This is a genomic window from Tritonibacter mobilis (assembly GCF_001681715.1).
GTDB lineage: Bacteria > Pseudomonadota > Alphaproteobacteria > Rhodobacterales > Rhodobacteraceae > Epibacterium > Epibacterium mobile.
Window position 1 is genome coordinate 55099 of record NZ_LNWY01000008.1, and the last position, 26862, is coordinate 81960.

24 protein-coding genes are annotated in these 26862 nt (G+C 56.7%); 19 read left to right on the forward strand and 5 right to left on the reverse strand.

The annotated features are described in order from the left end of the window. Window positions 1-12: 12 nt before the first annotated feature. Window positions 13-1575 carry an acetolactate synthase large subunit gene (locus tag UB90_RS09790; RefSeq protein WP_065326867.1) on the reverse strand — a complete coding sequence of 521 codons (1563 nt, stop codon included), beginning with the start codon at window positions 1573-1575 and terminating at the stop codon, window positions 13-15. Continuing rightward, window positions 1572-2603, reverse strand: a complete 1032-nt coding sequence (locus UB90_RS09795) for a histone deacetylase family protein (RefSeq protein ID WP_227512081.1) — start codon at window positions 2601-2603, stop codon at window positions 1572-1574. Before UB90_RS09795 ends, UB90_RS09790 begins: the two co-directional genes overlap by 4 nt. Between UB90_RS09795 and UB90_RS09800 the strand changes: the two genes are divergently transcribed. The 5 genes from UB90_RS09800 (at window position 2565) to UB90_RS09820 (ending at window position 8563) form a co-directional block, all read left to right on the forward strand. Beyond that, complete coding sequence (locus UB90_RS09800) at window positions 2565-3383, forward strand: GntR family transcriptional regulator (protein ID WP_065326865.1); 819 nt, start codon at window positions 2565-2567, stop codon at window positions 3381-3383. The two genes, UB90_RS09795 and UB90_RS09800, sit on opposite strands and share 39 nt — an antisense overlap. Window positions 3384-3480: 97 nt before the next feature. Beyond that, complete coding sequence (locus UB90_RS09805; protein ID WP_065326864.1) at window positions 3481-5055, forward strand: ABC transporter substrate-binding protein; 1575 nt, start codon at window positions 3481-3483, stop codon at window positions 5053-5055. A 75-nt stretch (window positions 5056-5130) separates the two neighbouring features. Then, window positions 5131-6102 (forward strand): ABC transporter permease, encoded by a 972-nt coding sequence (locus UB90_RS09810; protein ID WP_005613190.1) that lies wholly within the window; start codon window positions 5131-5133, stop codon window positions 6100-6102. Beyond that, a complete protein-coding gene (locus UB90_RS09815) occupies window positions 6099-6938 on the forward strand; it encodes an ABC transporter permease (RefSeq protein ID WP_005613188.1) in 840 nt (279 codons plus the stop codon). The genes UB90_RS09810 and UB90_RS09815 overlap by 4 nt, the downstream gene beginning before the upstream one ends. Continuing rightward, on the forward strand, window positions 6935-8563 hold the full coding sequence (locus UB90_RS09820; protein ID WP_065326863.1) for an ABC transporter ATP-binding protein: 1629 nt from the start codon (window positions 6935-6937) through the stop codon (window positions 8561-8563). The genes UB90_RS09815 and UB90_RS09820 overlap by 4 nt, the downstream gene beginning before the upstream one ends. Before the next feature lie 215 nt (window positions 8564-8778). Here the strand turns inward: UB90_RS09820 and UB90_RS09825 are convergent, their stop codons facing one another. Beyond that, window positions 8779-9801, reverse strand: a complete 1023-nt coding sequence (locus tag UB90_RS09825; protein WP_225264278.1) for a LacI family DNA-binding transcriptional regulator — start codon at window positions 9799-9801, stop codon at window positions 8779-8781. A gap of 237 nt (window positions 9802-10038) precedes the next feature. On the opposite strand from UB90_RS09825, the gene UB90_RS09830 reads away from it, so the two are divergent. From UB90_RS09830 to UB90_RS09860, 7 genes are all read left to right on the forward strand, one after another. Then, window positions 10039-11022, forward strand: coding sequence for a substrate-binding domain-containing protein (locus UB90_RS09830; protein WP_065326861.1), 984 nt, complete (start codon window positions 10039-10041; stop codon window positions 11020-11022). Between the two features lie 75 nt (window positions 11023-11097). Beyond that, complete coding sequence (locus UB90_RS09835) at window positions 11098-12603, forward strand: sugar ABC transporter ATP-binding protein (protein WP_065326860.1); 1506 nt, start codon at window positions 11098-11100, stop codon at window positions 12601-12603. Further along, window positions 12596-13588 carry an ABC transporter permease gene (locus UB90_RS09840; RefSeq protein ID WP_065326859.1) on the forward strand — a complete coding sequence of 331 codons (993 nt, stop codon included), beginning with the start codon at window positions 12596-12598 and terminating at the stop codon, window positions 13586-13588. The genes UB90_RS09835 and UB90_RS09840 overlap by 8 nt, the downstream gene beginning before the upstream one ends. Next, on the forward strand, window positions 13585-14595 hold the full coding sequence (locus UB90_RS09845) for an ABC transporter permease (RefSeq protein WP_065326858.1): 1011 nt from the start codon (window positions 13585-13587) through the stop codon (window positions 14593-14595). The genes UB90_RS09840 and UB90_RS09845 overlap by 4 nt, the downstream gene beginning before the upstream one ends. Further along, window positions 14595-15443, forward strand: a complete 849-nt coding sequence (locus UB90_RS09850; RefSeq protein WP_065326857.1) for a sugar phosphate isomerase/epimerase family protein — start codon at window positions 14595-14597, stop codon at window positions 15441-15443. The genes UB90_RS09845 and UB90_RS09850 overlap by 1 nt, the downstream gene beginning before the upstream one ends. Next, window positions 15443-16090: a nucleoside/nucleotide kinase family protein gene (locus UB90_RS09855; protein WP_065326856.1), complete on the forward strand. Its 648-nt coding sequence runs from the start codon at window positions 15443-15445 to the stop codon at window positions 16088-16090. Before UB90_RS09850 ends, UB90_RS09855 begins: the two co-directional genes overlap by 1 nt. Beyond that, window positions 16087-17706 (forward strand): FGGY-family carbohydrate kinase, encoded by a 1620-nt coding sequence (locus UB90_RS09860; RefSeq protein WP_081285555.1) that lies wholly within the window; start codon window positions 16087-16089, stop codon window positions 17704-17706. The genes UB90_RS09855 and UB90_RS09860 overlap by 4 nt, the downstream gene beginning before the upstream one ends. Before the next feature lie 149 nt (window positions 17707-17855). Here the strand turns inward: UB90_RS09860 and cydB are convergent, their stop codons facing one another. Continuing rightward, window positions 17856-18857 carry a cytochrome d ubiquinol oxidase subunit II gene (cydB, locus tag UB90_RS09865; RefSeq protein WP_065326855.1) on the reverse strand — a complete coding sequence of 334 codons (1002 nt, stop codon included), beginning with the start codon at window positions 18855-18857 and terminating at the stop codon, window positions 17856-17858. Further along, window positions 18854-20278 carry a cytochrome ubiquinol oxidase subunit I gene (locus UB90_RS09870; protein ID WP_204161387.1) on the reverse strand — a complete coding sequence of 475 codons (1425 nt, stop codon included), beginning with the start codon at window positions 20276-20278 and terminating at the stop codon, window positions 18854-18856. The genes cydB and UB90_RS09870 overlap by 4 nt, the downstream gene beginning before the upstream one ends. Before the next feature lie 267 nt (window positions 20279-20545). Between UB90_RS09870 and UB90_RS09875 the strand changes: the two genes are divergently transcribed. From UB90_RS09875 to UB90_RS09905, 7 genes are all read left to right on the forward strand, one after another. After that, window positions 20546-21211, forward strand: a complete 666-nt coding sequence (locus tag UB90_RS09875; RefSeq protein WP_065326853.1) for a Crp/Fnr family transcriptional regulator — start codon at window positions 20546-20548, stop codon at window positions 21209-21211. A 98-nt stretch (window positions 21212-21309) separates the two neighbouring features. Further along, on the forward strand, window positions 21310-21522 hold the full coding sequence (locus tag UB90_RS09880; RefSeq protein WP_065326852.1) for a YgaP family membrane protein: 213 nt from the start codon (window positions 21310-21312) through the stop codon (window positions 21520-21522). A 3-nt stretch (window positions 21523-21525) separates the two neighbouring features. Further along, window positions 21526-21957 carry a YeeE/YedE family protein gene (locus UB90_RS09885; RefSeq protein WP_065326851.1) on the forward strand — a complete coding sequence of 144 codons (432 nt, stop codon included), beginning with the start codon at window positions 21526-21528 and terminating at the stop codon, window positions 21955-21957. Between the two features lie 4 nt (window positions 21958-21961). After that, window positions 21962-22390, forward strand: coding sequence for a DUF6691 family protein (locus tag UB90_RS09890; RefSeq protein ID WP_065322353.1), 429 nt, complete (start codon window positions 21962-21964; stop codon window positions 22388-22390). Window positions 22391-22417: 27 nt separating this feature from the next. Further along, entirely contained in the window at window positions 22418-23302 is an 885-nt protein-coding gene (locus tag UB90_RS09895; protein ID WP_065326850.1) for an MBL fold metallo-hydrolase, read from the forward strand. A 21-nt stretch (window positions 23303-23323) separates the two neighbouring features. Next, window positions 23324-25003: a bifunctional protein tyrosine phosphatase family protein/NAD(P)/FAD-dependent oxidoreductase gene (locus UB90_RS09900; RefSeq protein WP_065326849.1), complete on the forward strand. Its 1680-nt coding sequence runs from the start codon at window positions 23324-23326 to the stop codon at window positions 25001-25003. Window positions 25004-25122: 119 nt separating this feature from the next. After that, window positions 25123-26856: a SulP family inorganic anion transporter gene (locus UB90_RS09905; protein ID WP_065326848.1), complete on the forward strand. Its 1734-nt coding sequence runs from the start codon at window positions 25123-25125 to the stop codon at window positions 26854-26856. The last annotated feature ends 6 nt before the right edge of the window (window positions 26857-26862 follow it).

Below are 26862 nucleotides of genomic sequence, written 5' to 3' on the forward strand. Positions count from 1 at the left end.
TCCTTTCAGGGATTAGAGCATCGCTTCGATGAGGAAGGGGCCGGGTTCTTTCGCTGCATCCTCAATGGTGCGCATCAGATCGGTTATGTCTTCGACGCGTATGCCGGGAACCCCCATCCCTTTGGCAAGTGCCACGAAATCCAACTGTGGGCGGTCGAGGTTCAGCATGCTCAAGGCATCGGGACCGGGTTGCGCGCCGACATTGTGCAGCTCGCCCTTCAAAATTTCATATGACTGATTGGCGAGAATGACCGTGGTGACGTTGGAGTTTTCTCGCGCTTGCGTCCAAAGCGCCTGAATAGTGTACATCGCTGACCCATCCGCCTGAAGCGTGATCACCGGACGATCCGGGCAGGCAATGGCAGCCCCGGCAGAGAGCGGTATGCCGATACCGATCGACCCGCCAGTAAGCGCTAGCCATGTGTTGGGCGCGGCGCTGTCTCCCGCAGGGAAGGTGGCCCCGCCAGATGATACCGCCTCATCAACCACGATGGCATTTTCCGGCAACGCATGCGCGAGAGCCGCGCCGAGGTTCTGCAAGGTTATTGCCCCGGCTTGCGGTCGTGCGGGTCTTTCAGAGTCATGCGGTGTGGCGGCTTTGGCTCCGATGCAATCGGCCAGGGCCGCCAAGGCGGCGGGACCATCGCCGTCAACGGCAGCCAGTGTGACAGTGTGGCAGTCTGTTGGCAGAAGCAGACTTGGTCTGCCGGGGTAGGCAAAAAACGCCACCGGCGGTGGGGTCTCGATCAGGATTGCGCGTCTGTAGGGCGCGAGGCATTCGAGCGCGGCATTGATCGGATAGGGGATTTTATTGATCGCAAAATGCCCGTGACCGCGCTCTATACGGCGGTTTGATGTGGGCGCGAGGATATCCGCCCCGGTCTTTGCCGCGATGCCATGCAATACGGCCATGGCATCCGGGTTCTCCAACACCGAACTGCCCACAAGTAAAACGGTTTTCTCGCCGCTTTCGAGCGCCCTGATCGCAGCATCGAGCGCGCGTTCGTCAAGCGGGCCCGCGGCGTGTGGGGCAACAACAGTTGCCATCTTGCCGCCTGCATCCCAACCAATGTCTGCAGGTGCAATGAGCGAGGCAATCTTTCCAGGCTTGCTTTGTGCCACGGCCAAAGCGGTCATCGCGTCGGCTGCAAAACTGCCTGCATCGCGGCCCGAGCGCACCCAGTCACTGAATGGCGCGCACGCGCCCTCAACATCTGCAGACAGTGGCGCGTCGTATTTTTGATGGCGCAACGCATGATCGCCTACGAGGTTCAGCATCGGCACGCGCGCTTTGCGGGCATTGTGCAGATTGGCGGCCGCATTGGCGAAACCGGGCGCAAGATGCAGCAAGGTTACGGCCGGTTTCTGGGCCATGCGCGCATACCCATCGGCAGCCCCTGTTACCACGCCCTCAAAAAGCCCAAGCACACAGCGCATCAGTTTGGTTCGGTCCAATGCGTCGACGAATTGCATCTCGGACGTGCCGGGATTGGCGAAACAGACATCGACCCCACCCGCATGCAGGCTTCGAACAACGCTCTCGGCGCCGTTCATTGTCTCAGGTGTCTTGCTCATGAACTGGCCTCGCGGAATGCTGTGAGAAAAGATCTGGCGTTGTCGGCCAGCGAGGGTCCAAGGTAACCGCCCTCCTGAATGAGAGCTGTCGGAAGGTTGAGCGCTGCCAACCGTCGTGCCATTTCGGCAAAGCCTTCTGGATAGACCGAGACGGCGGCAAGCGGGTCATCAACCGCCATGTCAAAGCCAAGCGAAACAACCAACGCCTCTGCACCAAAGTCGCGTATCGCCGAGAGCCCTGTGTCAAGCGTGGCCAACACATCTTCTTGGCTCGCGCCTTGTTCAAGCAGCAGGTTCAGCGATTTTCCAGCCCCGTCCCCTTCGCCCGTTTCATCCGCATGACCAAGGAAGAATGTCGGATAGGTCGCGGGATCTGGATGCAGAGAGCAAAAGAAAACGTCGCCGCGTTCATAAAAAATATCGAGAGAGCCATTCCCGGTATGCACATCCACGTCAATCAGCGCGACCTTAGTGTAGGTTCGCGTCAGGTGATGCGCGGCGATCGCGGCATTGTTGAAAAAGCAAAATCCGTTGGCACAATCGCGCATCGCGTGATGGCCCGGCGGACGGCAGAGGGCATAGGCCGCGCGCTCCCCTGACGCGATGGTTTCAGCGGTTTGCACTGCCGTTTGCGCCGACCAATAGGCGGCGTCCCATGTGCCTTCGGTCAAGGGAGTCGATGTATCAGTCATCCACCAGCCCAATTGACCATGAATATCCTTTGGCACTTTGCCACGTCGCACACCGGGGTGCATCGTGGGAATCGCCAGTGCCTCTGACCCCGCGCTTTCAACAAAACGGGCGTGGGCGGTGGGCAGGAAATCGACATAGTCTGGATTGTGAACCGCCTTGATCGGGTCCAGCCCATGGTCCTGTGGCTTGGTGATTTCGAACCCTTCGCCGATCAACATATCGCGTAGAATTTCAGCACGTTCGGGCTGTTCTTGATGCGGCATCGCCGCCCCGCGCCGAAAGTAATGAGTCGGCGCATGGCGCAGCTGGCGTTCGTCAAAAAAGACTCTCATCATATTCCCTGTGGACCAATAGTGTTGTGCCAGAGCATTGCAGTTCAAATTTGCCAACTCAACAAAAATGATGCATCATGCATCAAAATAGACCATGAATTGGTCAACCAAGAAGAGGGCACGATGGCCGAAATCAATCAAGTATCATTGGGTGACGCCATCTATCAGCGGCTTAGTCAGGACTTGGTCAGTGGCAAGCTGCGTCCTAATGAAAAGGTGACAATTCGGGGACTCGCGGAGCGTCTGGGGACCAGTTCGACTCCGGTTCGGGATGCGGTGCAGCGACTGTTGCGAGATGAGGCGCTGGAGCAACGGAGCATGCGCGATGTCCGTGTGCCGGTGCCGACCAAGGCTCAGTATCTTGAAATCGCGAGCATTCGGCGAGAGTTGGAAGGCTTTGCCGCAAGCCGCGCTGCCGAGATGGTGGGTCCGAAGGAAATTCGCCGCCTAAATCAGATCGTTGAGAAAAATGAGGCAGCTGCAAAAGCCGGGCGCTGGTCTCAGGCTGTGAAGTACAATCAGGAGTTCCATTTTGCATTGGTCGAAGGGGCCGATATGCCCATTCTTTTGGCCATCCTCAGCAGGCTTTGGTTGCGAATGGGGCCATTGATTGCCGGGTACTACGCCCGTGAACAGGTCGCCTTGGTTCGACATCATCAAACAATTGTTGCAGCCTGCGAGAATCGCGACCCTGCCGCCGCGGCTGCTGCAATGCGTGCGGACATCGATGACGCAAAGGAGGGGATCATCAGATACATTGAGTCATTCACGACCAACGATTGAGACATCCAAACCCTGCACAGCGCAGGTCTAGTGACTAGCGAACGCGCAAATCGGCGCCAGATCGAACGTGCTCGCGGAATAGATTCAACATGAGCCAATGGGGAAAGACATGTTTAAAACTACAAAATTGACCGCAGCCGTTTTAGCGCTGGCGCTCGCCGGGCCGCTCGCCGCGCAAGATGGCACACCCAAGGCGGGGGGCACGCTAAATGTCGTAATCCAGCCAGAGCCGCCCAGCCTCATGATCGGCCTTGTGCAGAACGGGCCGACGCAGATGGTCGGGGGCGACATTTATGAGAGCCTCTTGCGCTATGATTTTGACCTGAAGCCTGAGGGCCAATTGGCGGAGTCGTGGGAGATTTCAGAAGACGGCAAGACCTATACCTTCAAATTGCGCAAGGGCGTGGTCTTTCATGATGGAGAACCGTTCACCTCGGCCGATGTCGAATTTTCCATGGATAAGTTCCTGCGCGAGACGCACTCGCGCATGCGCACCTATATGGAGCACGTCGAGAGTATCGAGACACCGGATGACTACACGGTTGTGTTCAAGCTGAAGCAACCTTTCGGCCCGTTTATCGGTATTTTTGAGGCGGGCACCGCGCCCATGATCCCCAAGCACATCTATGAAGGGACGGATTTTGCCAATAACCCGGCAAACAACACGCCGATTGGCACCGGTCCTTTTAAGTTCGACAAATGGGAGAAGGGCAGCTTTATCCATCTCGTGAAAAACGAAGACTACTACATGGAGGGGAAACCCTATGTGGATGAAGTCTACTATCACGTGATCCCAGACGCCGCCTCGCGTGCGGTGGCCTATGAAACCGGTAAGGTGGATGTTCTGCCGGGCGGTTCTGTCGAAAATTTTGACGTGGCGCGGATTCAAGCGATGGACAATACCTGCATCACCGACAAAGGGTGGGAGTATTTTGGTCCGCTGTCATGGATGTGGGTCAATAATGACAATAAGCCGCTCGATGATGTGAAGGTGCGCAAGGCCATTATGCACGGCATCGATCGTGAGTTTGCCAAGGATGCTCTGTGGAATGGCCTTGGCAAGGTTGCGACCGGCCCACTCTCCTCCTCCACCCGGTTTTACGATGGCGATACGCCAGACATTTCGTATGACCCCGATCAGGCCAAAGCTCTGCTTGCTGAAAGCAGCTACAACGGGGAAACCATCCGCATTCTGGGCCTGCCCTACGGCGAGACATGGCAGCGTTGGGCCGAGGCGGTCAAACAGAACCTCAGTGAAATCGGTATGACAACCGAGATCGTGCCTTCTGACGTAGCGGGTTGGAACCAGAAGGTTGCGGATCGTGATTTCGATCTCGCTTTTACCTATCTCTACCAATATGGCGATCCGGCACTGGGCGTTTCGCGGACCTATATGGGCGACAATGCTGCCCCCGGCTCGCCATGGAATAACGTGGCGGATTACCAAAACCCCGAGACGGACAAACTGTTTGACGCCGCTGCGCTGATGGCCAGCCCCGATGACCGCATGGCCGCCTACAAAACGATCCAAGATAAGATCGTTGAAGATGTGCCAAATATCTGGCTGCTGGAACTGGGTTTCCCCACGATCTACCGCTGTGATGTGAAGAACCCCGTCAACACTGCGTTTGGTGTGAATGACGGGTTCCGTGACGTCTGGATCGACAAGTAACAAGAGCGAAAACGCTCAAGGTCTGGGCCGTTTTGGCGGCCCGGACACTTCTCGGAACCAAACGGGGCGGATAGTGTGATACGTTTCATTTTGGGCAGGTTGATCAAGGCAGTCTTTATTCTGCTGGCCATTCTTGTCTTCAATTTCTTGCTGATCCATGCGGCGCCGGGTGATCCTGCGGCTGTGATGGCCGGTGAAGCCGGAGCAGCAGACGAAAAATTCCTTGCAGACCTGCGTGCCAATTTTGGACTGGACCAACCCCTTTATGTCCAGTTGTGGCTTTATATCAAAGGCGCGGTGCAACTCGATCTGGGGTATTCCTTCCGCCAGCAGATGCCGGTCGCCGAAATGATTGGGGACCGCTTGCCTGCAACGCTATTGCTGACGGGCGTCGCATTTGTGCTGTCGCTGGTGCTGGGTGTCGCCGCGGGTGTGGCGGCCTCAGCTCGGCAAGGACGGTGGGGAGATACGATCATTTCCACCTTTGCGCTCCTGTTTTATGCAACCCCTCTGTTCTGGGTGGCGCTGATGGCGACACTCGTGTTTTCCGTTTGGCTCGAATGGTTGCCGGGATTTGGCTACTCCACAATCGGCGCGGGTTACACGGGACTGGCTCATGTGCTCGACGTCGCCAAACACCTGGTGCTGCCAGCGTCCACACTGGGGCTGTTTTTTACTGCGATTTACATGCGCATGACACGCGCTTCGATGCTCGAAGTTTCGCGGTTGGATTTTGTGAAGACAGCACGTGCCAAAGGGTTGTCTCGTGGCGTGATCCAGCGACGGCACATTCTGAGAAACGCACTTTTACCGGTCATTACACTCGCTGGCCTACAAGCCGGGCAAATTTTCGGCGGAGCAATTCTAACTGAGACCGTTTTTGCATGGCCTGGCATCGGGCGGCTGATGTTCGAAGCCATAAACCAACGGGATTACAACGTCATCCTTGGCGTCTTTTACATCTCAGCGGCCATGGTACTGCTGTTCAATCTGATCACGGATGTCATCTATGTCATTGTTGATCCGCGGATAAGGCTGACAACATGAAGAGCTTTTGGACACGTTTCAGCTATAATCGAGGCGCGGTGATCGGTCTGGTAATCCTGACACTTGTTATCGCGACAGCCATTCTCGCACCTTTCCTCTTTCCACAAAGTCCGTGGAAAATGGTGCAACGTCCGTTCCTGCCACCGTTTACTCAGGATGGGTTGCCACTGGGCACCGATGCGCTTGGTCGCAATGTGCTGTCGGGCCTCGCTCATGGGGCCTATGTCAGCCTCTTGGTGGGCTTAGTTTCCACAATCGTTGCACTTGCAATCGGCGTTCCTGTCGGCGCGGCAGCGGGATATTTCGCCGGGCGTACAGATGATGCGCTGATGCGATTTACGGAGTTTTTTCAAACAATTCCGAGTTTTGCTTTGGCGATTGTGCTATTGGCAATCTTTCAGCCCAGCCTGACCTTTGTGATCATCGCAATTTCTATCGTGTCATGGCCGCCTGTGGCGCGGCTTGTACGGGGCGAGGTTTTGTCGCTCAGAACCCGTGAGTTTGTGGAAGCAGCCAGCCTTTCTGGCCTCGGCAATCTGCAAATCATCCTCCGCCACATCCTGCCAAATGCGCTGCCGCCGATCATTGTGCTCGCGTCGCTTATGGTCGCACAGGCGATCCTCTTGGAAAGCTCGCTTTCTTTCCTTGGTCTGGGTGATCCGAACATCATGTCATGGGGCTATATGATCGGTGCGGCGCGCACCGTGATCCGCACCGCGTGGTGGCTGTCGTTCCTGCCGGGGATGGCGATCCTCTTGACCGTGCTGGCGCTGAACTTGATCGGCGAGGGCCTGAATGATGCGTTGAACCCACGCTTGACGAGGAAATCCGAATGACCCTGCTCAGCATACGTGACCTCTCTATCGCCTTGCCACTCGGAGCGGATCGGCTTTACGCGGCCAAAAACATCAATTTTGATCTCGCCTCTGGTGAAATTCTCTGCATCGTTGGAGAAAGCGGATCGGGAAAGTCCATGTCCGCCAATGCTGTCATGGGTTTGTTACCGCAAGGTGTCGAGCCAGATAGTGGCAGCATCACTTTTGACGGCCAGTCGATCCTTGATTTGTCGGAAAACGAGTTGCTGAAGCTGCGCGGCAGTCGCATCTCGATGATCTTTCAGGAGCCACTCAGCGCGCTTAACCCCCTCATGCGTGTCGGGGCTCAGATTTCCGAAGTGTTTGAGGCCCACGGCGCGCTGACGGGTGCCGAACGGCGCGCACGGGCCCTCAAACTGCTGGATGAAGTCGGTATCCCAGATCCGGAAGCGGCGATCAGAGCCTATCCTTTCCAGCTATCCGGCGGGCAAAGGCAACGGGTTATGATCGCCATGGCATTGGCACTGGAACCGGACATCCTGATCGCAGATGAACCGACCACTGCGCTTGATGTGACAACACAGGCGCAAATTCTTGCGCTGATCGAGGATCTGCGGAAAAAGCGTGGCATGGCTGTAATCTTTATCACCCATGATTTTGGCGTGGTGGCGGATATCGCCGACCGGGTGATCGTCATGAAAAAGGGCGAGATTGTTGAAGCCGGTCGTGCGCCGGATGTGTTGTTGAACCCGCAACACCCCTACACCCGTGCATTGATCGACGCGATCCCGCGGCTGACCAAAACAGAACCCGTCGAAGAGGTCGAGCGCGCGCCTTTGCTCAAGGTCGAAGGTTTGCAAAAGACCTTCTCGACCGGCTCTGGCACGTTGTTTGGCAAGCGCCGGGTCGTGAAGGCCGTGCAAGATGTGAGCTTCGATCTCTACGCGGGCGAGACCATTGGCATCGTTGGAGAATCTGGGTCGGGCAAATCAACCGTCGGTCGGTGCCTGGTGCGCCTGCTTCATCCTGACGGGGGGCGGGTGTTGATGGACGGCGTCGATATTGCCCATATGTCTGGCGCTGAATTGCACGCACAGCGACGCAAACTGCAAATGATCTTCCAAGATCCGTTTTCATCGCTTAATCCTCGTGCGCGTGTTTCACGGATCCTTACGGAAGGCATGATCGCCTATGGTATGCCCGACAAAGAAGCGAAGGCCAAAGCCCGAGAGTTACTCGAATTGGTCGGTTTGGATGAAACCGCGATGAAGCGTTTCCCGCATGAGTTCTCCGGTGGCCAACGACAACGAATAGGCATCGCACGCGCACTTGCACTGGAGCCTGCGATCATTATCGCGGATGAGGCCGTCTCGGCGCTTGATGTATCTATTCAGGCGCAGGTGTTGGATTTGCTGGCTGAACTGAAGGAGCGATTGCATCTGTCGATGCTATTCATCACTCACGATTTACGCGTAGCGGCACGTATTTGTGACCGTATTATCGTGATGCAAAAAGGGCAGATCGTCGAAGCCGGGCCTGTCAATAAGGTGCTGCACGATCCCGACACCGCTTATACCAGCAGTCTCCTAGAGGCTATTCCGGGGCAAGATTACGAACGCAGTCTAGCGGCCGCCAACAAAGGATAAGGGATGAATTTCGGCAGGGTAATCGCAGTGCGGCATGTCAAAACATCCCACTGCGGTTGCCTGCAGGTACCTTTTGAACAGCAGCGATCCGGTTTGCACGCAAGGTCTTGAGCCACAACGCGGAGTTGCCGCCGGAAGACTTGTGTAACCCGCCCGGTTGGCCGGGGCATATGACGATCATGCGGGCAGGTTCGCGCGGCATGCCTTCTAAGGCTCTAATCCGCCGCGCGGTAGAGTTCGGGCTGCACGTATTCGATCACAGGAGGGGTCTCATTTTCGAGAAGTGCGAATGCACGTTGAACCAGCATTTTATGGCGCTGACGCATCATGTGAACAGGAAACCTGAGCAGCTGACCAAAGGGCTCATAGTCAAAACAACCAAATGAGCAGGCGGACAATTCGTGTTCAGGTAGAGTCGCCAAAAACCTGAGAGTACCCTCGAAGACCGAGTCTGAGTTGATGAACAAACCTGCGGGTAGCCCCCCCAACTGTGCGTAAAGCTCCGTGATCGTGCGTGTTGCGGCCTCCAAATCATAGGTAGAAGCCAAGATCTGCTTTGCTGATATCTGGCCTACTTGCGCGTACATCTCTTCGCTAAAGCCGTCGACACGGTTCTTGGTCGAGGGCAGCGTTCTATCGCCGCCTACAAAATAGACTGTCTCGCGCGGGTCATCGCCGAAGCTCCTCCCGCGTTTGGTCATCGAGGCGATAATTTCTCGGGTCAGAATGCGCGCGCCGGTGCGGCTGTCTGTAACCACAGAGGGCGCAATCGCGCAGGGTTGGTCAACAAAGACATGTGGAATGCCCGCTGCACGGCATTGATGGCTCAAATCGTCGGGGGCAACAGTACCAACAAAGAAAATCGCATCGATCGACCAAGAGGTCAGGTCTGCCACGGTCGACCGTTCCTCATCGGGGTCGCGTCCAGTGGAAATAATGACCGGGCATTGATTGCGAGCACGGACTTCTTGGGAAAACGTCTGTGCGATATTGGAGAAGAACCGATTATATTCTGGCATCAACAAAGCGACCAACCCCGAACGGGATGTGCGAAGGGCGCGTGCCTGTAGGTTCGCAGAATATCCATGTTCGCGGGCAATCTCGATAATGCGCTCAGCGGTTGCCTGCGCGATGCGGCGTTTTTTCCACGTACCATTCAGCGCCGCACTCACCGTCGAAGGCGAAGCGCCCGCGCGTTTGGCAATGTCGTAGATCGTCTTTTTCTGCGTGTCCGTCATGACCATGACATATGCGACAAATGCGCAACTGACTATCGGATGTGAACAGCCGTTGACAGTTTGTCCTGCTTTCGTGTTACTGTGCAACATCGATTGTGCAGCGCAGAATCGCTGTAAGCCATGATCGCTGAGGAGGCGAGTGGCTTTTTTTAGCACTGGTTGCACAATCGGTTGTGCAAGTGCGAGCGTAGTTGCACGACAGGAGACGCGGGATTGGCCTGCGCAAGGGAGGAAGATATGAAGAGATTGACCGGACTGGTCAGCGCATTGGCGTTGACCGTTGGAATGGCGAGCACTGCGGTTGCCGAGACTTCCATGGGGATTGTCGTCAAAATTGGCGGTATCCCGTGGTTTAACGCCATGGAAGACGGGATCGCGCGCCGCGCCGCCGAACTGGGTGTCGATGCAGAAATGATCGGCCCTGTCTCCGCTGACCCGGCTTTGCAGGTGCAGGCGATCGAAGATCTGATCGCAAAAGGTGTCGACGTGATTGGCGTGGTCCCGAATGACGAAGCCGCATTGGAGCCGGTGCTCAAGAAAGCGCGCGATGCCGGTATCATCGTGATCTCGCACGAAGGGCCAGGCCTTGAGAATGTTGACTGGAATTTCGAACTGGCCTCGGCCGAGGGCTTTGGCGAGGCGCATGCCAAACTGCTGTCTGACAAAACCGAAGAGGGCGGCAGCTATGCGGTCTATGTGGGTTCTCTGACCGTGCCGCTGCACAATGCATGGGCTGATGCGGCAATTGCGTGGATGGATGAGAACCGTCCGGATCTCAAAATCGTTGGCGACCGGTATGGAGTCGCTGAGAATGTCGATGACAGCCGCTCGACTGCGTTGGACCTGATCGCTGCAAATCCGGACCTCAAGGGCTTTCTCGCATTTGGCAGCCAGGGACCGATCGGGGCTGGCCGCGCGGTGGAGGAACGCCGCAAGACCGGTGAAATTCAGGTCATGGGACCATTCTCGCCCGGGCAGGGTCGCAAAATGATCCACTCGGGCGTGCTGACTGGTGGCTATATGTGGAACCCGGCGCAGGCAGGCGAGGTATTTGTCACTCTCGGCGAGATGCTGGTGAAGGGTGAGAAAATCGAGTCCGGCACCGATATTCCGGGGCTCGGCGTGGTCGAACCAGATGTCGAAGGCCGAGATATCATCACCGACAACCTCTTGGAGATCAACGCCGAGACGGTGGACGATCTGGCCGAAAAAGGGCTCTGAGCGCCTGACCATCCGGCGGATGAGGGCACAGGCACGGTCTTGCCCTCATCTACCACCAGTAAACAGAGGTGATCCATGACACCTGCTCCGGCAGAACAATTTGCGCTGCGACTGCATAAGGTCTCCAAGGCCTTTGGCGGGGTGCAGGCACTGAATCAGGTCGATTTTGAAGTACGCGCGGGCGAGGTGCATTGTCTCGCGGGCGAGAACGGCTGCGGAAAATCGACCCTTATCAAAGTGGTAACAGGGGTGCATCAACCCGAACAGGCAGGGTTGATCGAGCTTTTCGGCGAGGCTGTTGACCGGATCACGCCGGTGCAAGCCCGTCAGCGCGGCGTGTCGGTGATCTGGCAGGATCTCGCACTGTTTCCACATATGAGCGTGGCGGAGAACATTGCCTTTGACGATCTGGTTGGTCTGCGCCCCCAGTCGGTGCGCTATCGCGAGATGGTTGAAAGATCCGGCGAGGTTCTGTCCCGTCTGGGCGTGACCATGGATCTGGCTGCGCCGCTCAACGATCTGCCGATTGCGCAACGACAGGTGGTGGCGATTGCGCGGGCGTTGATGAACGACGCGCGGCTCATTTTCATGGATGAACCAACAGCGTCTTTGACCCAATCCGAAACCGACCGCTTGCTGGACATTGTGCGCAAACTCTCTGCCGCCGGGGTCGCCATTGTGTTTGTCAGTCACCGTTTGGCAGAGGTGCTTGATATTGCAGAACGGGTCACGGTGGTCCGGGATGGCAATCTGGTCGGAGTGTATCCGACCGAAGGGATGACGCAGGCTCGACTAGGGGAGCTGATGACCGGGCATCTGATCGAGCACGAGGTGGTCGCGCGGGATCTGCCTGACGCAGATGTTGTATTCGAGGCCAAGGGCCTGTCGCGTCAGGGTGAATTTGCCGATGTGTCTTTTGACATTCGTGCGGGCGAGGTCCTCGGGCTGACCGGGCTGATCGGCGCCGGGCGAACCGAGCTGGCCCATGTGATGATGGGGCTGCGCCCCGCTGATACGGGAGAGATGCGGCTGGAAGGAGCATCATACCGGCCCGGCAGTATCCGCGACGCAATCAAGCGCGGGCTTGCGTATGTTTCCGAAGATCGCCTGTCGCTTGGTCTTCTTCAGAAACAATCGATTGCCGACAATACGGTGATTTCGATTTTGCAAAAACTGACCACTGCAACCGGACTGATCTCGGATCGCGACAAAGCGGCGACTGTCAATCACTGGATCCGTGAATTGGGCGTCAAGATTGGTTCGCCCGAGGATGCGATCTCAACCCTGTCCGGCGGCAATCAGCAAAAGGTGGTGCTGGCCAAATGGCTGGCCACGGAACCGCGCCTGTTGATCCTCGACAGCCCCACCGTGGGGGTCGATGTCGGCGCGCGTGCGGGCATTTTCCGCATCGTTCGCACCTTGGCGGAAGAGGGGCTGGCGATCCTGTTGATCTCGGATGAGGTCACCGAGGTCATGTATCATTCCGACCGCATCCTGCACATGGCGGATGGCCGCATTCGTCAGACCTATGACCCGCGTGACATCACTGTCCCCCAACTTGAGGAGCGGATCTATGCGTGATCTCTTGCGACCCTATAAGATCGAGCTTCGGCTGGCCGTGGTGCTGGCGCTCATCTGTATCGCGCTAGCCGTGGCCGCGCCGCAATTTGCCACCTTGCCCAACCTGACCTCGCTCCTGAACAACAGTGCCGTCAACCTGATCTGGGCGGTTGGGCTGCTGGTGGTGTTGATTGCAGGCGGGATTGATATCTCTTTTGCGGTGGCCTCTTCGGTGGTGCAGTACATCGCCGCCAAGCTGTTGATCAGTGTCGGCGGCGGCAACTGGTTGCTGGGGTTCCTGTTTTGCGGCTCACTCGGCATCCTGCTTGGGCTGCTCAATGCGTGGCTGATCCACGGTTTCCGCATCATCTCGATTGTGGTGACCATCGCCACATTCAACGCCTTCTTCGGCCTGCTGATGTTCTTCAGCGGTGGACGCAACATCTACGATCTGCCCGATTGGTGGACCGCGCGTATCTTCATCTTCGAGTATGAAAATGCGCAAGGCATTTGGTCGGAGTTGACACTGTCGGTCGCGGTGATGATCGGCTGCGTGATCGCCACCTGGGCCTTGATCCAGCGCAGCAATATTGGCCGTCAGCTCTATGCATTCGGCGACAATCCCGAAGGTGCGCGCCGTGCCGGCGTCAATATCGCTGTGATGCAGGGGGTCGCCTTTGGCTGGATGGGGTTGATGGCGGGCATCGCCGGTCTCTGTCAGGTCAATATCGTAAAGGAGGTGGTGCCCAATGCGCTGTATGGGCGCGAGTTGGAGGTCTTGGCTGCGGTTGTTCTAGGGGGCGCTCGGCTGGGCGGCGGCAAGGGGACCATTTTGGGCTGCATCCTCGGCGTCATGTTTGTCGCCATCACGCAAAACGGGCTGAACTTGCTCGGGGTCTCGCCCTTTGCCTTCCAGATGATTATCGGCGCCGCCATCCTGATCGCCATTTCAACATCCAATATCGATCTGTCGCTGCGGCCACGTCGCAAGGAGGCTCGCTCATGACCGCGCTGTTGTCACGCATGTCCCGGATCAAAACCGGTCCTCATGGTGAAAACCTCGGGCTGCTGGCAATGCTGGGCCTGCTGGTGTTGCTCTTCTCGCTGGCCTCTCCGAGGTTCTTGACGGGTGCGAACCTTGGGTCGATGGGATTTCAGATGCCGCTCCTGGGCCTGCTGACCCTTGCGATGCTGGCGCCAATCCTGTCGGGGGGCCTAAACCTCGCCATCGTGTTTACCGCGAATATTTGCGGGCTGACGCTGGCATGGACCATCATGCAGTTCGGCGGGGCCGAAGCGGGCATCGGGGCCTTTATACTCGGTTGCGCGCTGGCCTTGCTGGTCGGCGCACTGGCGGGCGCTGCGATGGGGGCGGTGGTCGCTTATGTGGGCGCACATCCGATCCTTGTGTCGCTTGCGATGATGATCTTTCTGCGGGGGCTGGGCGAGTTCCTGACCCGGGGCGGCGACATTTCCGGCTTTCCTGACTACATGCGTGTTCTGGGTCATGGCTCCCTGATCGGTATTCCCGTGCCGCTGATCCTGTTTGGCCTGATCGCGCTTGGATGGCATGTATTGCTACGCCGCACGCCACATGGGTTTTCGGTCTATATGACCGGCTCGAACATGCGGGCAGCGGAGTATGCCGGCCTCAATGCCAAGCGCACGCTGGTGCTGATCTACATGCTGTCTGGGGTGCTATGCGCGATAGCGGGCATCCTGATGGCGGCGCGGTTCAATTCGGTGCGCGTGGGTCACGGTGAGGCCATGCTGCTGATCACGGTGCTGGCGTGCTTCCTCGGCGGGATTGATCCCTTTGGCGGGCATGGCCGCGTTGCCCCCGTCATCATCGCGCTGGTGATCCTGCAGGTGCTGTCTTCGGGCCTCAATCTGATTGGCGCTAATCAACATCTCGCAACGGCCGTATGGGGCCTGTTTCTGATCGCCGTCATGGTTCTGCGATCCGGCCGCCTGCGGCGGTTAATCGACGTATTCTCCGGAAAGGATAAATAATGCAAGGCTTTGGCGTACATACCAGCATGTGGACGATGAATTGGGATCGCGAAGGCGCAGAGCGCGCCGTGACCGGAGCACAAGCCTATGGGGTCGATTTCATCGAAATCCCGATGCTCCGCCCCGCTGAGGTCGACACGACCCATACTGCGGCCCTGCTTGAGCGCAGCGGATTGCGGGCGGTTTGCTCTTTGGGTTTGCCAGAACAATACTGGGCTTCGGTCAACCCGGAGGGCGCGATCACCTATCTGAAACTCGCGATCGATAAAACCAAGGCCTGCGGCGCAGAGGCTCTCTCCGGTGTGACGTTTGGTGGGATCGGGCAGCGCACCGGCACCTATCCAACCGAAGGAGAATACGACAACGTTGCGCGCGTCCTTGAGGCCGCGGCGGCTTATGCGAAATCGGTGGGTTTGCTATTTGGTATTGAGCCGGTGAACCGTTACGAGAACCACCTGATCAATACCGGTTGGCAGGCCCGTGACATGATTGAGCGCGTAGGGTCCGACAATATCTTCATCCACCTCGACACCTATCACATGAACATCGAGGAAAAAGGTGCCGCCAACGGTATCCTCGATGCACGCGACTATCTGCGTTACATCCACCTGTCCGAAAGTGACCGTGGCACACCGGGTGAGGGGTGCTGCGACTGGGACGAAATCTTCGCCACCTTGAAAGCGATTGATTTCAAGGGCGGGCTAGCAATGGAGAGCTTTATCAATATGCCGCCTGAGGTGGGCTTTGGTCTGGCCGTTTGGCGCCCGGTGGCGCGTGACCATGATGAGGTGATGTCCAAAGGTCTTCCGTTTCTGCGCAACAAGGCTGCGCAATACCGACTGATCTGATGTCACGTGTGATCGACATGGAGGGTCTCTTTGCGGAGGCTCTCACGCTGATGGACGCACCCGGACGGCGGTTTCTGGCAATTGCCGGAGCACCGGGTTCTGGCAAAAGCACCACAGCGGAGACCCTCCACAGATGGTTAGAGGCGCGCCGCCCCGGTGAAAGCGCGGTGCTCCCCATGGATGGTTTCCACTTTGACGATGCCATTCTGGAAACCAAGGGGCGTCGGCCATGGAAGGGCGCGCCAGATACATTTGACGTGGGCGGACTGCTTTCGGTCTTACAAAGACTTCAGGACGATCATGAAGATACGGTGGCCGTGCCGGTGTTCGATCGGGATCTGGAAATTTCACGCGGATCAGCACGCCTGATTGATCGCAAGGCCCGGCTGATTATCATCGAAGGCAACTATCTTCTCCTCGCGCAGTCTCCATGGGATCGCCTGCAGCCACGGTTCGACAAAACTGTCCTGATTGATGTGCCCGAACCCGTGCTAGCCGCGCGGTTGCGGCAGCGGTGGCTGCACTATCAACTGACCGAAGAACAAATACTCCACAAGCTTGAAGCTAACGATCTGCCCAACGGTCGAGAAGTGATCGCGAAGAGCCGGGTGGCGGATCTTATATTGCGACAGGAGACACCAGCATGAGCGATACTATGCAGTATTTTCTCGGCGTGGACGTGGGCACCGGATCGGCCCGGGCAGGTGTATTTGACAACCGGGGGCATTTGATCAGCAGTGCGAAGACCGCATTAGAAATGCATCGCTCTGATACTGGGCATTTTGAACAATCCAGCGCTCAGGTCTGGCGCTCGGTCTGCGCGAGTGTGCGCGAGGCAGTGGCCGGGGCAGAAGTCGATCCTGATTTGATCGTTGGCATTGGATTTGACGCCACCTGCTCACTGGTGGTGCAGGGCGCGACATCCGGAGTGGGTGACCCAAACCATCCGGAGCGAGATATTATCGTCTGGTCTGATCACCGTGCCCGCACGCAGGCGGAACGGATCAACGCGAACGGCCATTCTGTGTTGGATTATGTGGGCGGCACGATCTCGCCCGAGATGCAAACGCCCAAGTTGCTCTGGTTACGTGAAAACCTGCCCGAGGTTTATTCATCCGCTGCTCATTTCTTTGATCTGACGGATTTTCTGACGTGGAAAGCCAGCGGTGCATTGGAGCGCTCGATTTGTACCGTGACCTGCAAGTGGACATATCTCGCCCATGAAGATCGTTGGGATGCCGGATATTTTCATAGCATAGGATTAGGTGATCTGGTTGATCAGGAGTTCGCCCGGATCGGACCCCGAGTTGTCCCAGCCGGGACCTCTCTGGGGAAGGGCCTGACACAGCAAGCGGCAGCAGAGATGGGCTTGAGGGCAGGTGTCGCGGTGGCTGCAGGGCTGATTGATGCACATGCGGGTGGTGTGGGGACCGTTGGGGCCAGTGGCGCATCGGATGCGGCATGCCAGACAATGGCCTACGTCTTTGGCACGTCGTCCTGCACGATGACGTCCAGCACTGTTGCACATTTTGTCCCCGGTGTTTGGGGGCCATATCGGTCCGCGATGGTGCCGGGGCTTTGGCTCAATGAGGGCGGCCAGTCTGCAGCGGGCGCGGCCTTGGATCAACTCACCGCATCGCATCCTGCAAGTGCCGAAGCCGCGCAACTGGCGGCAGAATGTGGTATGGGCCTGACACAATGGCTCGCAGATCAGGCACTCAACAAGGTTGCACACCCTAGCGAGGCGGTTGGACTGGCCCATGGGTTGCATGTGGTGCCCGAGTACTTGGGTAACCGCGCGCCATTTGCTGATCCCAAACGCCGTGCAGTGGTAGCAGGTCTGGGATTGCAACAAGGTATCGACAGTCTTGTGGCGCTCTATTTGGCTGGATTATGCGGCCTTGCTTACGGGTTACGTCAAATTCTGCAGGCACAGGCCGGGCAGGGCATAACGGTGCGGGCTTTGTCCGTCTCCGGGGGTGCAGGTACACATCCGCTGTCTTGTCAGGTTTTGGCTGATGCCACGGGCTTGCCGGTTGAGGTCACAGAGAGCACAGAACCGGTACTGTTGGGATCGGCCATGCTGGCGGCCGTTGCGGCGGGGCGATACGGCGCGTTGACGGATGCGATGCCGAATATGTCACGGGTCGCCCGTCGGGCAACACCAAACAGCAGCTATGCAGCTCAGCATCAGCAGCGGTTCGATGCATTTACAGAATTGCAGAGTGTGGCTGCAAGGCTAGCGACAATCGAAAGCCGCTAGCTTGGTTATGGTGAGTGCTGCGCCACATGGGTAGGCACAGCACTCACACCGCATTCATAGGATCATCGCACGAATAAGCATTGCGACCACCCCGAGGATTGCGACGCTGACAATCCAGAGGCCGATAAACCAAACCCATTTTAGCTTCATCAGTGATAGCCCTCTGACGGATCCATCTTGCCGCGAAATACCCAGTAGGCGTAGGCTGTATAGCCCAAAATGATGGGGATGAGGATCGCGGCTCCGACCAGCGTAAAGGCAAGGCTCGCATCAGGGGCGGACGCCTCCCAGATGGTCAGGGAGGGCGGGACCATCATCGGATAGAAGCTGATGCCGATGCCGATATAGCTCACCACAAAGAACCCAAGTGCGGCCCAAAACGGCTGCGCATCCTTGCCATCGTTCAGCCCTCGAAAGAAGGCCCAGGTCAGGCCCAGCATCAACAAGGGTACGATCATGGAAAATAGGCTGCCGGGAAGATTGAACCAGCGCTGAAAGTACTCTGGCTCCTGAAACGGGGTCAGAAGACTGACGAGACCGATGAGGCCGAGCGTTGCAGCGCCAAGCCACCATGCATAGCCTCGCATTTGCATTTGAATGTCATGCTCCGTCTTGAGCACAAGCCACGTCGCGCCAAGCAAGGCGTAGCCGATCACAACGGCAAATCCGGTCAGCACGGAAAACGGCGTGAGCCAATCGAACCAGCCACCTGCATAGGCGCGCCCGTCGATTTCGATCCCCTGCACCAATGCGCCCAGCGCGATACCCTGACATAGGGCCGCGACAAACGACCCGCCGAAGAAAGCGATATCCCATAGGCGTTTGTTCTGAGTGCGCCAGCGATATTCAAAGGAGACGCCGCGAAACACCAACGCCAAGAGCATGAGTATGATCGGCATGTAGAGAGCCGGCATCACGATGGCATAGGCGAGTGGAAAGACCGCAAACAGACCACCACCACCAAGAACCAGCCATGTCTCGTTACCGTCCCAAACCGGTGCGACAGAATTCATCATCAGGTCTCGGTCTTGTTCGGATTTCCCAAAAGGGAACAAGATACCGATACCAAGATCGAACCCGTCAAGGATGACATAGGTCAGGACTGCAAAAGCAATGAGCCCCGCCCAGATGAACGCAAGATCGAATATCATTGAGCAGTGTCCTTTTCGCCGGGGATGAAGTCTTCTTCGATCTGTTGCGCCGGTGTGATCCCGGCAGTGCGGATTGGACCGTCTCTAAGACCAAGGCGTGGTGTTGCCGGGCGTTTGTTCATCATACGCAGCAGGTAGTATGTGCCCGCACCAAAGACGAAGAAGTAGACAATAATGAAGGCAACGAGTGAGGTCGCAACGGCTGGGGCCGCGACGGGCGCAAGACTATCGCTCGTTCGCAGGAGGCCGTAGACGGTATAAGGTTGTCGCCCAACTTCTGTGGTGATCCATCCTGCCAGAACCGCAATAAAGCCGGTCGGACCCATCAAGATTGCTGCGCGGTGCAGCCAAGGTGTTGTGAACAATGTGCCGCGATAGCGGGCCCAAAGGCTCCAGAGGCCCAGCCCGAGCATCGCAAAGCCAAGCCCGACCATCACCCGGAAGCTGTAGAACACAATGGCGACGGGCGGCTCTTCATCGTCGGGGATCGTGTCCAGACCATCAAGTGGCGCGTTCAGCGAATGCTTGAGGATGAGAGAGCTTAGTTTTGGGATTTCGAGCGCGTAATCAATCTGTCGTTCAGCCTGATTTACAATGCCGAACAAAATGAGCGGCGCACCGTCCGGGTGGCTCTCGTAGTGGCCTTCCATCGCCATGACTTTTGCGGGCTGGTACTCAAGGGTATTGAGCCCATGCATGTCGCCCGCATAGATTTGCAGCGGTGTGACAATCGCCGCCATCCACATGGCCATGGAAAACATACGCCGCGCTTCCTGATCGCTGCGATCGCGTAGCAGATGCAGCGCCCCCACTGCCCCAACCACCAGCGATGTCGTCAGAAAGGCCGCCAGAACCATATGCACCAAACGGTAGGGGAAGGAGGGGTTGAAGACGATCTGCCACCAGTCCTCGGGAATGAATTGCCCGTTCTCGGCAATCGAAAACCCTGCTGGGGTCTGCATCCAGCTGTTTACGCTCAGGATCCATGTGGCCGACATCAACGTACCAAAGGCGACCATGGCGGTTGCAAACATATGGAGCTTCTCGCCCACGCGCTCTCGCCCGAACAGCATGATGCCGAGGAAACCCGCCTCCAGAAAGAAGGCCGACAGGACTTCATAGGCCATGAGGGGGCCCACAACCGGTCCGGCCTTGTCGGAAAAAACCGACCAATTGGTGCCAAACTGATATGACATTACAATCCCCGACACGACCCCCATCCCAAAGGCCACGGCAAAGATCTTTTTCCAGTAGTTGAACAGTGTCAGATAGGTTTGATCTCGGGTTTTCATCCATAACCCGTTCAAAACCGCCAGAAAACTGGCAAGCCCGATGGAGAACGCGGGGAAGATGATATGAAATGAAACGGTGAAAGCGAACTGTATGCGTGCCAATGTCTCTGCACTGAAACTGTCGAGCATGATGTCGGTCCTTTTCGCTCGGTCCTCGATATCCGCGATGGGCAAGTGCGGCTGGTGATTGCCTAGCGGCTCGCGGCTCACCGGGTCAGTGACAAGGTCACCGAAGTTGCACATAACCTACATCGCAAATAGAAATTTGAGCGACGAGAGCAAGCGAACTATGGGGGGCGTCCTCGTAATACTCTGTAATCGCTTCAACTTGCCGCATGATCGCTGCGTCAATTGGCGCGGCTGTTGGGCGGCTTTGTCGCATTTAGGGAGGGGTTTATGGCCATAGGTGACTGGACAGAGAAATTTCAGGGCACGAAGGCATTGCCGCGTCTGGTCCGCGACCGCCTGCTTAACGTCGCACAGATTCGGCACTACGCAAAAGGACAGCAGGTCTTTGGCCCGGAAAACCTGCCCGACAGTTTATTGTTCCTGTTTGACGGCACCATTCGCGTTTCTCAGACGTCTGACAATGGCCGCGATATTGTGCTTTATCGGGTCGATGCCGGGGAAAGCTGTGTGCTGACAACCGCCTGTATGCTGACCGAAGAGGCTTATAATGCCGAAGGCGTCGCAGAGAGTGATATCACCGTTATTGTGTTGCCCAAGTTGGCCTTTGACAGATTGGTGGCAGAGGAGCCCGCGTTCCGCTCGTTTGTTTTCGCAGCCTATTCACGCAGGCTGATTGATTTGCTGCGCGTGGTGGATGATGTGGCCTTTGGTCGGATTGATGTGCGCCTCGCGGATCGACTTCTGACACTTGCAGGTGGCGACAAAGAGATCGCCGCAACGCACCAGCAGATCGCCAGCGAGTTGGGTACAGCACGCGAGGTGATCTCGCGCGTGTTACATGATTTCCAAAAGCGCGAGTTGATCGCGCAATCTCGGGGGCGGATCACCATCACCAACAAACCAGCACTGCGGGGGCTTGCGGATAGCGATTGAGCTTGCAGCATGAAAATCGCGCTTAAGTGACAATATCACTGAACCGCCCAAGCCCGTCCTGTACCTCTTGTCCAATCGAATTCAGTTTGGAGGACGTTATGGCGCCCAATGTCGGAACACTTGATCGCCTGCTGCGCATCGCGCTCGGTCTCGCGCTATTATACCTCGCATTTCTGAGTGGGATGCCGTTTTTCGATAGCGTTCTCGCCAAATATGGCGCTGCAGCAATAGGCGTCGTGATGCTGTTGGTCGCCGCGCTCAGGGTGTGCCCGATCTATTCGATCCTCGGCGTGAAAACCTGCAGGAGATAATTGATGGAAACGGCCTTTACACCTTTGATGTCTTTCGGCGGCGGGGCTTTAGTCGGGCTGGCTGTGGTACTGCTCATGCTTGGACTTGGGCGCATTTTGGGGGCGACGGGGATATTGTCTGGTGCAGTGTTCGTGACCTCGCGCCAAGAGGCCACATGGCGTGTTGCTTTGATTGCTGGCATGTTGATTGCGCCGGGCGCAATTTTTGTCGTGACGGGCACGATGCCTGAGATCTCAGTCCCCTCAAGCCCGATCATGATCGTGGTTGGCGGTCTCATCGTGGGATTAGGTGCAAGTCTTGGCTCTGGCTGCACATCGGGGCATGGCATATGCGGATTGTCCCGCCTCTCTCTGCGTTCCATTGTGGCGGTGCCGACATTTATGGCGACGGCTGCCATCACGGTTTACCTGATACGACACGCGTTCGGAGGCTGAACCTATGCAACTGATTTACACGGTTCTTACCGGGCTCGTCTTTGGGATCGGGATCGCGCTCTCTGGCATGATGAATCCTGCCAAGGTGCTGAATTTCTTTGATGTGATGGGGAGTTGGGATCCCAGTCTGGCCTTTGTGATGGCGGGCGCTCTGACGGTGACTTTTCTTGGCTACCGGCTGGTGTGGAAGCGCGACACGCCCCTCTTTTCGGATCGCTTTCAGATCCCCACATCAACACTGATCGATGCGAAGCTGATTGGTGGCTCGGCGCTTTTTGGTATCGGCTGGGGCATTGCAGGATTTTGCCCCGGTGCAGCCATTCCCGCCCTTGGAACAGGCCGTTGGGAAGTTGCGCTGTTTTTATGCGCTGTCGTCGGCGGTTTCTTCCTGCGCCGCCTGCTGTCCAATTTGCCGCTAAAGGCCACATCGTAACGCGACACAATGCCCGGAGGAGGCCAAATGACCACTTATCCCGTGAATATGGATGTCAAACCTGAGGTTCAGTCCTTCTTTGACGACGCCACCAATACCATCAGCTACATCGTAAAAGATCCAGCCTCAAATGCCTGCGCAATCATCGATAGTGTGATGGACATCGACTATGCCGCCGGGCGTATCACTTACGATCATGCGGATGAACTGATCCATCAAATCCAATCTCAGGGCCTGCAACTCGAATGGATCATCGAGACCCATGTGCATGCAGACCATCTTTCCGCCGCGCCATACATTCAAGACAAGTTGGGTGGCAAAATCGGAATTGGTTCAAAGATCATGGTCGTGCAGGATACCTTCGGCAAGATCTTTAACGAAGGAACCGAGTTTCAGCGAGACGGTTCGCAGTTTGATCGCCTCCTTGAGGATGGCGACACCTATACAATCGGCACTATGCAGGCATTTGCGATGTATACGCCGGGCCACACACCCGCATGCATGGTCCATGTGGTGGGGAATGCGGCTTTTGTCGGTGATACGCTCTTTATGCCTGATGGCGGTTCCGCACGCGCCGATTTCCCGGGAGGCGACGCCGGAACGCTTTATGACAGTATTCAAAAAGTGCTCAGGCTACCTGATGAGATGCGCCTCTTTATGTGTCACGACTATGGCCCCAATGGTCGCGATATCGCTTGGGAAACCACCGTAGGCGAAGAAAAAGAGCACAACATCCATGTCGGCGGTGGCAAGACGAAGGAGGAATTCGTCAAGTTTCGCACTGAACGGGATGCCCAGCTTGATATGCCGAAACTCATCATTCCGTCCCTGCAGGTGAATATGCGCGCTGGTGAAGTACCAACCGATAAGGATGGGCGCCCAATGCTCAAGGTACCCGTCAACGGTCTGTAACAATCTGCCCGGGAGGAATTCATGGAACTCAGAGAGATTTCATCCAAAATCACGGTAAGCCCGCAGGTCACGAAAAAGGATGTGGCCGAGATCAAGGCCAAAGGGTTTCGCGCAATCATTTGCAACCGGCCTGATGGAGAAGGGGCAGATCAGCCTTCGTTTGAAGAAATCGATGCCGTAGCAAAGCTTGCTGGAATTGAAGCGCGCTACCTGCCTGTCCAGTCCGGCATGGTTACAGATGAGGATGTCGCCGCGTTTCGTGACGCCTTAGAAGAGTCGCCCCGCCCGCTTTTAGCCTATTGCCGCAGTGGCACCCGCTCAGCGACTCTCTGGTCGCTCAGCGAAGCACAGACGCGCCCAATGTCCGAAATTCTTACGGCAACCAAGGCGGCTGGGTTTGATATGAGCGGGGTTGCGCGGCGTATCGCCAATGGAGGCCGAACGCCGACCGATACCGGAGACGCAAAATTTGATGTGGTCATCGTTGGCGCCGGCGCTGCCGGCATCTCGGTCGCAGCGAGCCTGAAAGCGCGCAAGTCAAATCTCTCGATTGCAGTGATTGATCCCGCAGATATCCATTACTATCAGCCCGGTTGGACGATGGTGGGCGGTGGAATTTTCAGTGCGAGCCAAACCGCCAAAACCATGGGCAGCCTCATTCCCCGCGATGTGACGTGGATCAAGGCCGCAGTTGCCGCCTTTGAACCCCAGAACAATGCGGTCATCTTGGACGGGTGCCGGGTGGTGAAGTATGGCCGCCTCGTCGTCTGTCCGGGCCTTAAGCTCGATTGGGGGCAGGTTGAAGGCCTCGAAGAAACCTTGGGGCGCAATGGCGTAACATCAAACTACCGCTACGACCTTGCCCCATATACTTGGCAACTGGTGCAAGAGATGACGCGGGGCAGGGCGGTTTTTACACAGCCGCCAATGCCAATCAAATGCGCAGGTGCGCCACAAAAAGCGATGTATCTGTCTGGCGATGCTTGGTTCCGCCGAGGTGTCGGCAAGGACATCGACATCCAGTTTATGAACGCAGGGGGAGTGTTGTTTGGTGTGAAGGACTACGTTCCCGCCCTGATGAAATACGTCGAGAAATACAACGCAACGCTGAACTTTTTCCACACTCTGATTGCCGTAGATGGACCTGCAAAAACAGCAACTTTCAAGTTATCGCAACCGGGTTCAGATTCCCGCGAGATCAACGTAGAGTTTGACATGCTGCATGTTTGCCCGCCGCAGGTCGCACCCGATTTCATTCGGGTTTCGCCGCTTGCGGATGCGGCTGGCTGGGTCGATGTGGATCAGGCAACATTGCGTCACGCTCAGTTCGATAACATCTGGTCTCTGGGAGATGTGATGAACGCGCCAAACGCCAAAACAGCCGCTGCGGCGCGCAAACAGGCGCCGACCGTGGCCGAGAACATTGTCGCCGACATTGCCGGAGGATCTGCTGTGGCTCAGTATGACGGCTATGGCTCATGCCCGCTGACCGTTGAGCGCGGCAAGATTGTGCTGGCAGAGTTTGGGTATGGCGGTGTGTTGAATCCCTCGTTTCCAAGGTGGCTTTTGGATGGCACTAAACCAACCCGTGCAGCATGGTTTCTCAAGGAAAAGATGCTCCCGCCAATTTATTGGCAAGCCATGTTGAAAGGTAAAGAGTGGATGGCTAAGCCGGAAAATCTGAAGGCCGCTGCCGAATAGACACGCGATCACGCGATCAGGGATGGCGCGCAAAACGCAATAATCCCTGCCCCCCATCCAAACCAGCTGTGCCTCAGTTCACGAGACGCGGAAGGCTGCGAAAGGACAGTAAATTAAAGATGCACAGTTTGCGTCAGTACTTCCCAATCCTCGAATGGGGTCGGACCTATAACAAATCGGCGCTCTCCAATGATTTGATTGCGGCCGTGATCGTAACGATCATGTTGATCCCGCAGTCGCTTGCTTACGCCTTGTTGGCCGGATTGCCGCCGGAAGCCGGGATTTATGCCTCTATCGCTCCCATCATTCTTTACGCGGTGTTTGGAACTAGCCGCGCATTGGCTGTCGGCCCGGTCGCTGTGGTCTCTTTATTGACGGCTTCAGCGGTGGGGCAGGTCGCTGAACAAGGGACAATAGGATACGCAGTCGCAGCGCTCACGCTTGCCTTCCTTTCAGGTAGCTTTTTGGTGCTGATGGGCGTCTTCAGGCTTGGGTTTCTGGCCAATTTCCTGAGCCATCCGGTCATTGCAGGGTTTATCACGGCCTCTGGTGTGTTGATCGCAACCAGTCAGATCAAACATATCCTAGGCATCAATGCGGGTGGGCATACATTGCCAGAGATGCTCTATTCGATCCTAACGCATGTCGGGGATATCAACTGGATCACGGTTTCTATTGGTGTCACCGGAACGGTTTTTCTGTTTTGGGTACGTAAAAATCTGAAACCAACATTGCTGCGGGTCGGAACCCCTACGTTGCTGGCCGACATCCTGACCAAAGCTGGTCCGGTAGCCGCTGTCGTGACCACAACCCTGGTGGTATGGATCTTTGATCTCGCGGATCGAGGAGTGAAAATCGTTGGAGAAGTTCCGCAAAGCCTACCCCCACTCACATGGCCTGGCCTCTCGCCTGATCTGCTCAGCGCGCTCTTGATCCCTGCGATCCTCATTTCCATCATTGGATTTGTTGAATCCGTTTCGGTCGCTCAGACGCTCGCAGCAAAGAAACGTCAGCGCATAGACCCAGATAAGGAGTTGATAGGGCTGGGCGCGGCAAACCTTGGAGCCGCTTTTACAGGCGGCTATCCTGTCACGGGTGGTTTTGCGCGCTCGGTTGTGAACTTTGACGCTGGCGCTGAAACGCCTGCAGCGGGGGCATTCACCGCGATCGGCCTCGCGATCGCTGCCGTTGCACTTACCCCGTTGGTGCATTTTCTACCCAACGCAACGCTCGCCGCGACGATCATCGTCGCTGTTCTAAGTCTCGTCGATCTCTCGATCCTGAAAAAGACGTGGAATTATTCTCACGCGGATTTTGTGGCTGTGGCGGCAACGATCCTGCTGACGCTGACATTCGGGGTCGAAATCGGTGTTGCAGCAGGTGTGTTGACCTCCATTGTTTTGCACCTTTACAAAACCTCGCGTCCGCATGTCGCAGAAGTTGGCTTGGTCCCCGGCACGCAACATTTTCGCAACATTGACCGTCACGACGTCGAAACCGACCCTACACTTGTATCGCTGCGGGTGGATGAGAGCCTCTATTTTGTGAACGCGCGCTTCCTAGAGGATCTGATCCAGAAGCGAGTCACCGAGGGCTGCGCCATCAAACACGTGGTATTGATGTTCTCTGCAGTGAATGTGGTCGATTATTCCGCTCTCGAAAGCTTGGAAGCCATCAATCATCGCCTGAAAGACATGGGAGTGGGGCTGCATTTGTCCGAGGTGAAGGGGCCAGTGATGGATCGATTGCAACGTTCGCACTTTGTCGAGGAGTTGAACGGTAGAATCTACCTGTCGCAGTATGAGGCTTGGAGCAGTCTCATGAACTCGCCGCAATCCAACGCTGCGCGTTAGCGACCG

Excerpts from the sequence above, each read along its gene's own strand:
- UB90_RS09790 (WP_065326867.1), bottom strand. The coding sequence starts at position 1,575 with ATGAGCAAGACACCTGAGACAATGAACGGCGCCGAGAGCGTTGTTCGA.
- UB90_RS09800 (WP_065326865.1), top strand. The coding sequence starts at position 2,565 with ATGGCGCAGCTGGCGTTCGTCAAAAAAGACTCTCATCATATTCCCTGT.
- UB90_RS09795 (WP_227512081.1), bottom strand. The coding sequence starts at position 2,603 with ATGATGAGAGTCTTTTTTGACGAACGCCAGCTGCGCCATGCGCCGACT.
- UB90_RS09805 (WP_065326864.1), top strand. The coding sequence starts at position 3,481 with ATGGGGAAAGACATGTTTAAAACTACAAAATTGACCGCAGCCGTTTTA.
- UB90_RS09815 (WP_005613188.1), top strand. The coding sequence starts at position 6,099 with ATGAAGAGCTTTTGGACACGTTTCAGCTATAATCGAGGCGCGGTGATC.
- UB90_RS09820 (WP_065326863.1), top strand. The coding sequence starts at position 6,935 with ATGACCCTGCTCAGCATACGTGACCTCTCTATCGCCTTGCCACTCGGA.
- UB90_RS09825 (WP_225264278.1), bottom strand. The coding sequence starts at position 9,801 with ATGACGGACACGCAGAAAAAGACGATCTACGACATTGCCAAACGCGCG.
- UB90_RS09830 (WP_065326861.1), top strand. The coding sequence starts at position 10,039 with ATGAAGAGATTGACCGGACTGGTCAGCGCATTGGCGTTGACCGTTGGA.
- UB90_RS09835 (WP_065326860.1), top strand. The coding sequence starts at position 11,098 with ATGACACCTGCTCCGGCAGAACAATTTGCGCTGCGACTGCATAAGGTC.
- UB90_RS09840 (WP_065326859.1), top strand. The coding sequence starts at position 12,596 with ATGCGTGATCTCTTGCGACCCTATAAGATCGAGCTTCGGCTGGCCGTG.
- UB90_RS09845 (WP_065326858.1), top strand. The coding sequence starts at position 13,585 with ATGACCGCGCTGTTGTCACGCATGTCCCGGATCAAAACCGGTCCTCAT.
- UB90_RS09850 (WP_065326857.1), top strand. The coding sequence starts at position 14,595 with ATGCAAGGCTTTGGCGTACATACCAGCATGTGGACGATGAATTGGGAT.
- UB90_RS09855 (WP_065326856.1), top strand. The coding sequence starts at position 15,443 with ATGTCACGTGTGATCGACATGGAGGGTCTCTTTGCGGAGGCTCTCACG.
- UB90_RS09860 (WP_081285555.1), top strand. The coding sequence starts at position 16,087 with ATGAGCGATACTATGCAGTATTTTCTCGGCGTGGACGTGGGCACCGGA.
- cydB (WP_065326855.1), bottom strand. The coding sequence starts at position 18,857 with ATGATATTCGATCTTGCGTTCATCTGGGCGGGGCTCATTGCTTTTGCA.
- UB90_RS09870 (WP_204161387.1), bottom strand. The coding sequence starts at position 20,278 with ATGCTCGACAGTTTCAGTGCAGAGACATTGGCACGCATACAGTTCGCT.
- UB90_RS09875 (WP_065326853.1), top strand. The coding sequence starts at position 20,546 with ATGGCCATAGGTGACTGGACAGAGAAATTTCAGGGCACGAAGGCATTG.
- UB90_RS09880 (WP_065326852.1), top strand. The coding sequence starts at position 21,310 with ATGGCGCCCAATGTCGGAACACTTGATCGCCTGCTGCGCATCGCGCTC.
- UB90_RS09885 (WP_065326851.1), top strand. The coding sequence starts at position 21,526 with ATGGAAACGGCCTTTACACCTTTGATGTCTTTCGGCGGCGGGGCTTTA.
- UB90_RS09890 (WP_065322353.1), top strand. The coding sequence starts at position 21,962 with ATGCAACTGATTTACACGGTTCTTACCGGGCTCGTCTTTGGGATCGGG.
- UB90_RS09895 (WP_065326850.1), top strand. The coding sequence starts at position 22,418 with ATGACCACTTATCCCGTGAATATGGATGTCAAACCTGAGGTTCAGTCC.
- UB90_RS09900 (WP_065326849.1), top strand. The coding sequence starts at position 23,324 with ATGGAACTCAGAGAGATTTCATCCAAAATCACGGTAAGCCCGCAGGTC.
- UB90_RS09905 (WP_065326848.1), top strand. The coding sequence starts at position 25,123 with ATGCACAGTTTGCGTCAGTACTTCCCAATCCTCGAATGGGGTCGGACC.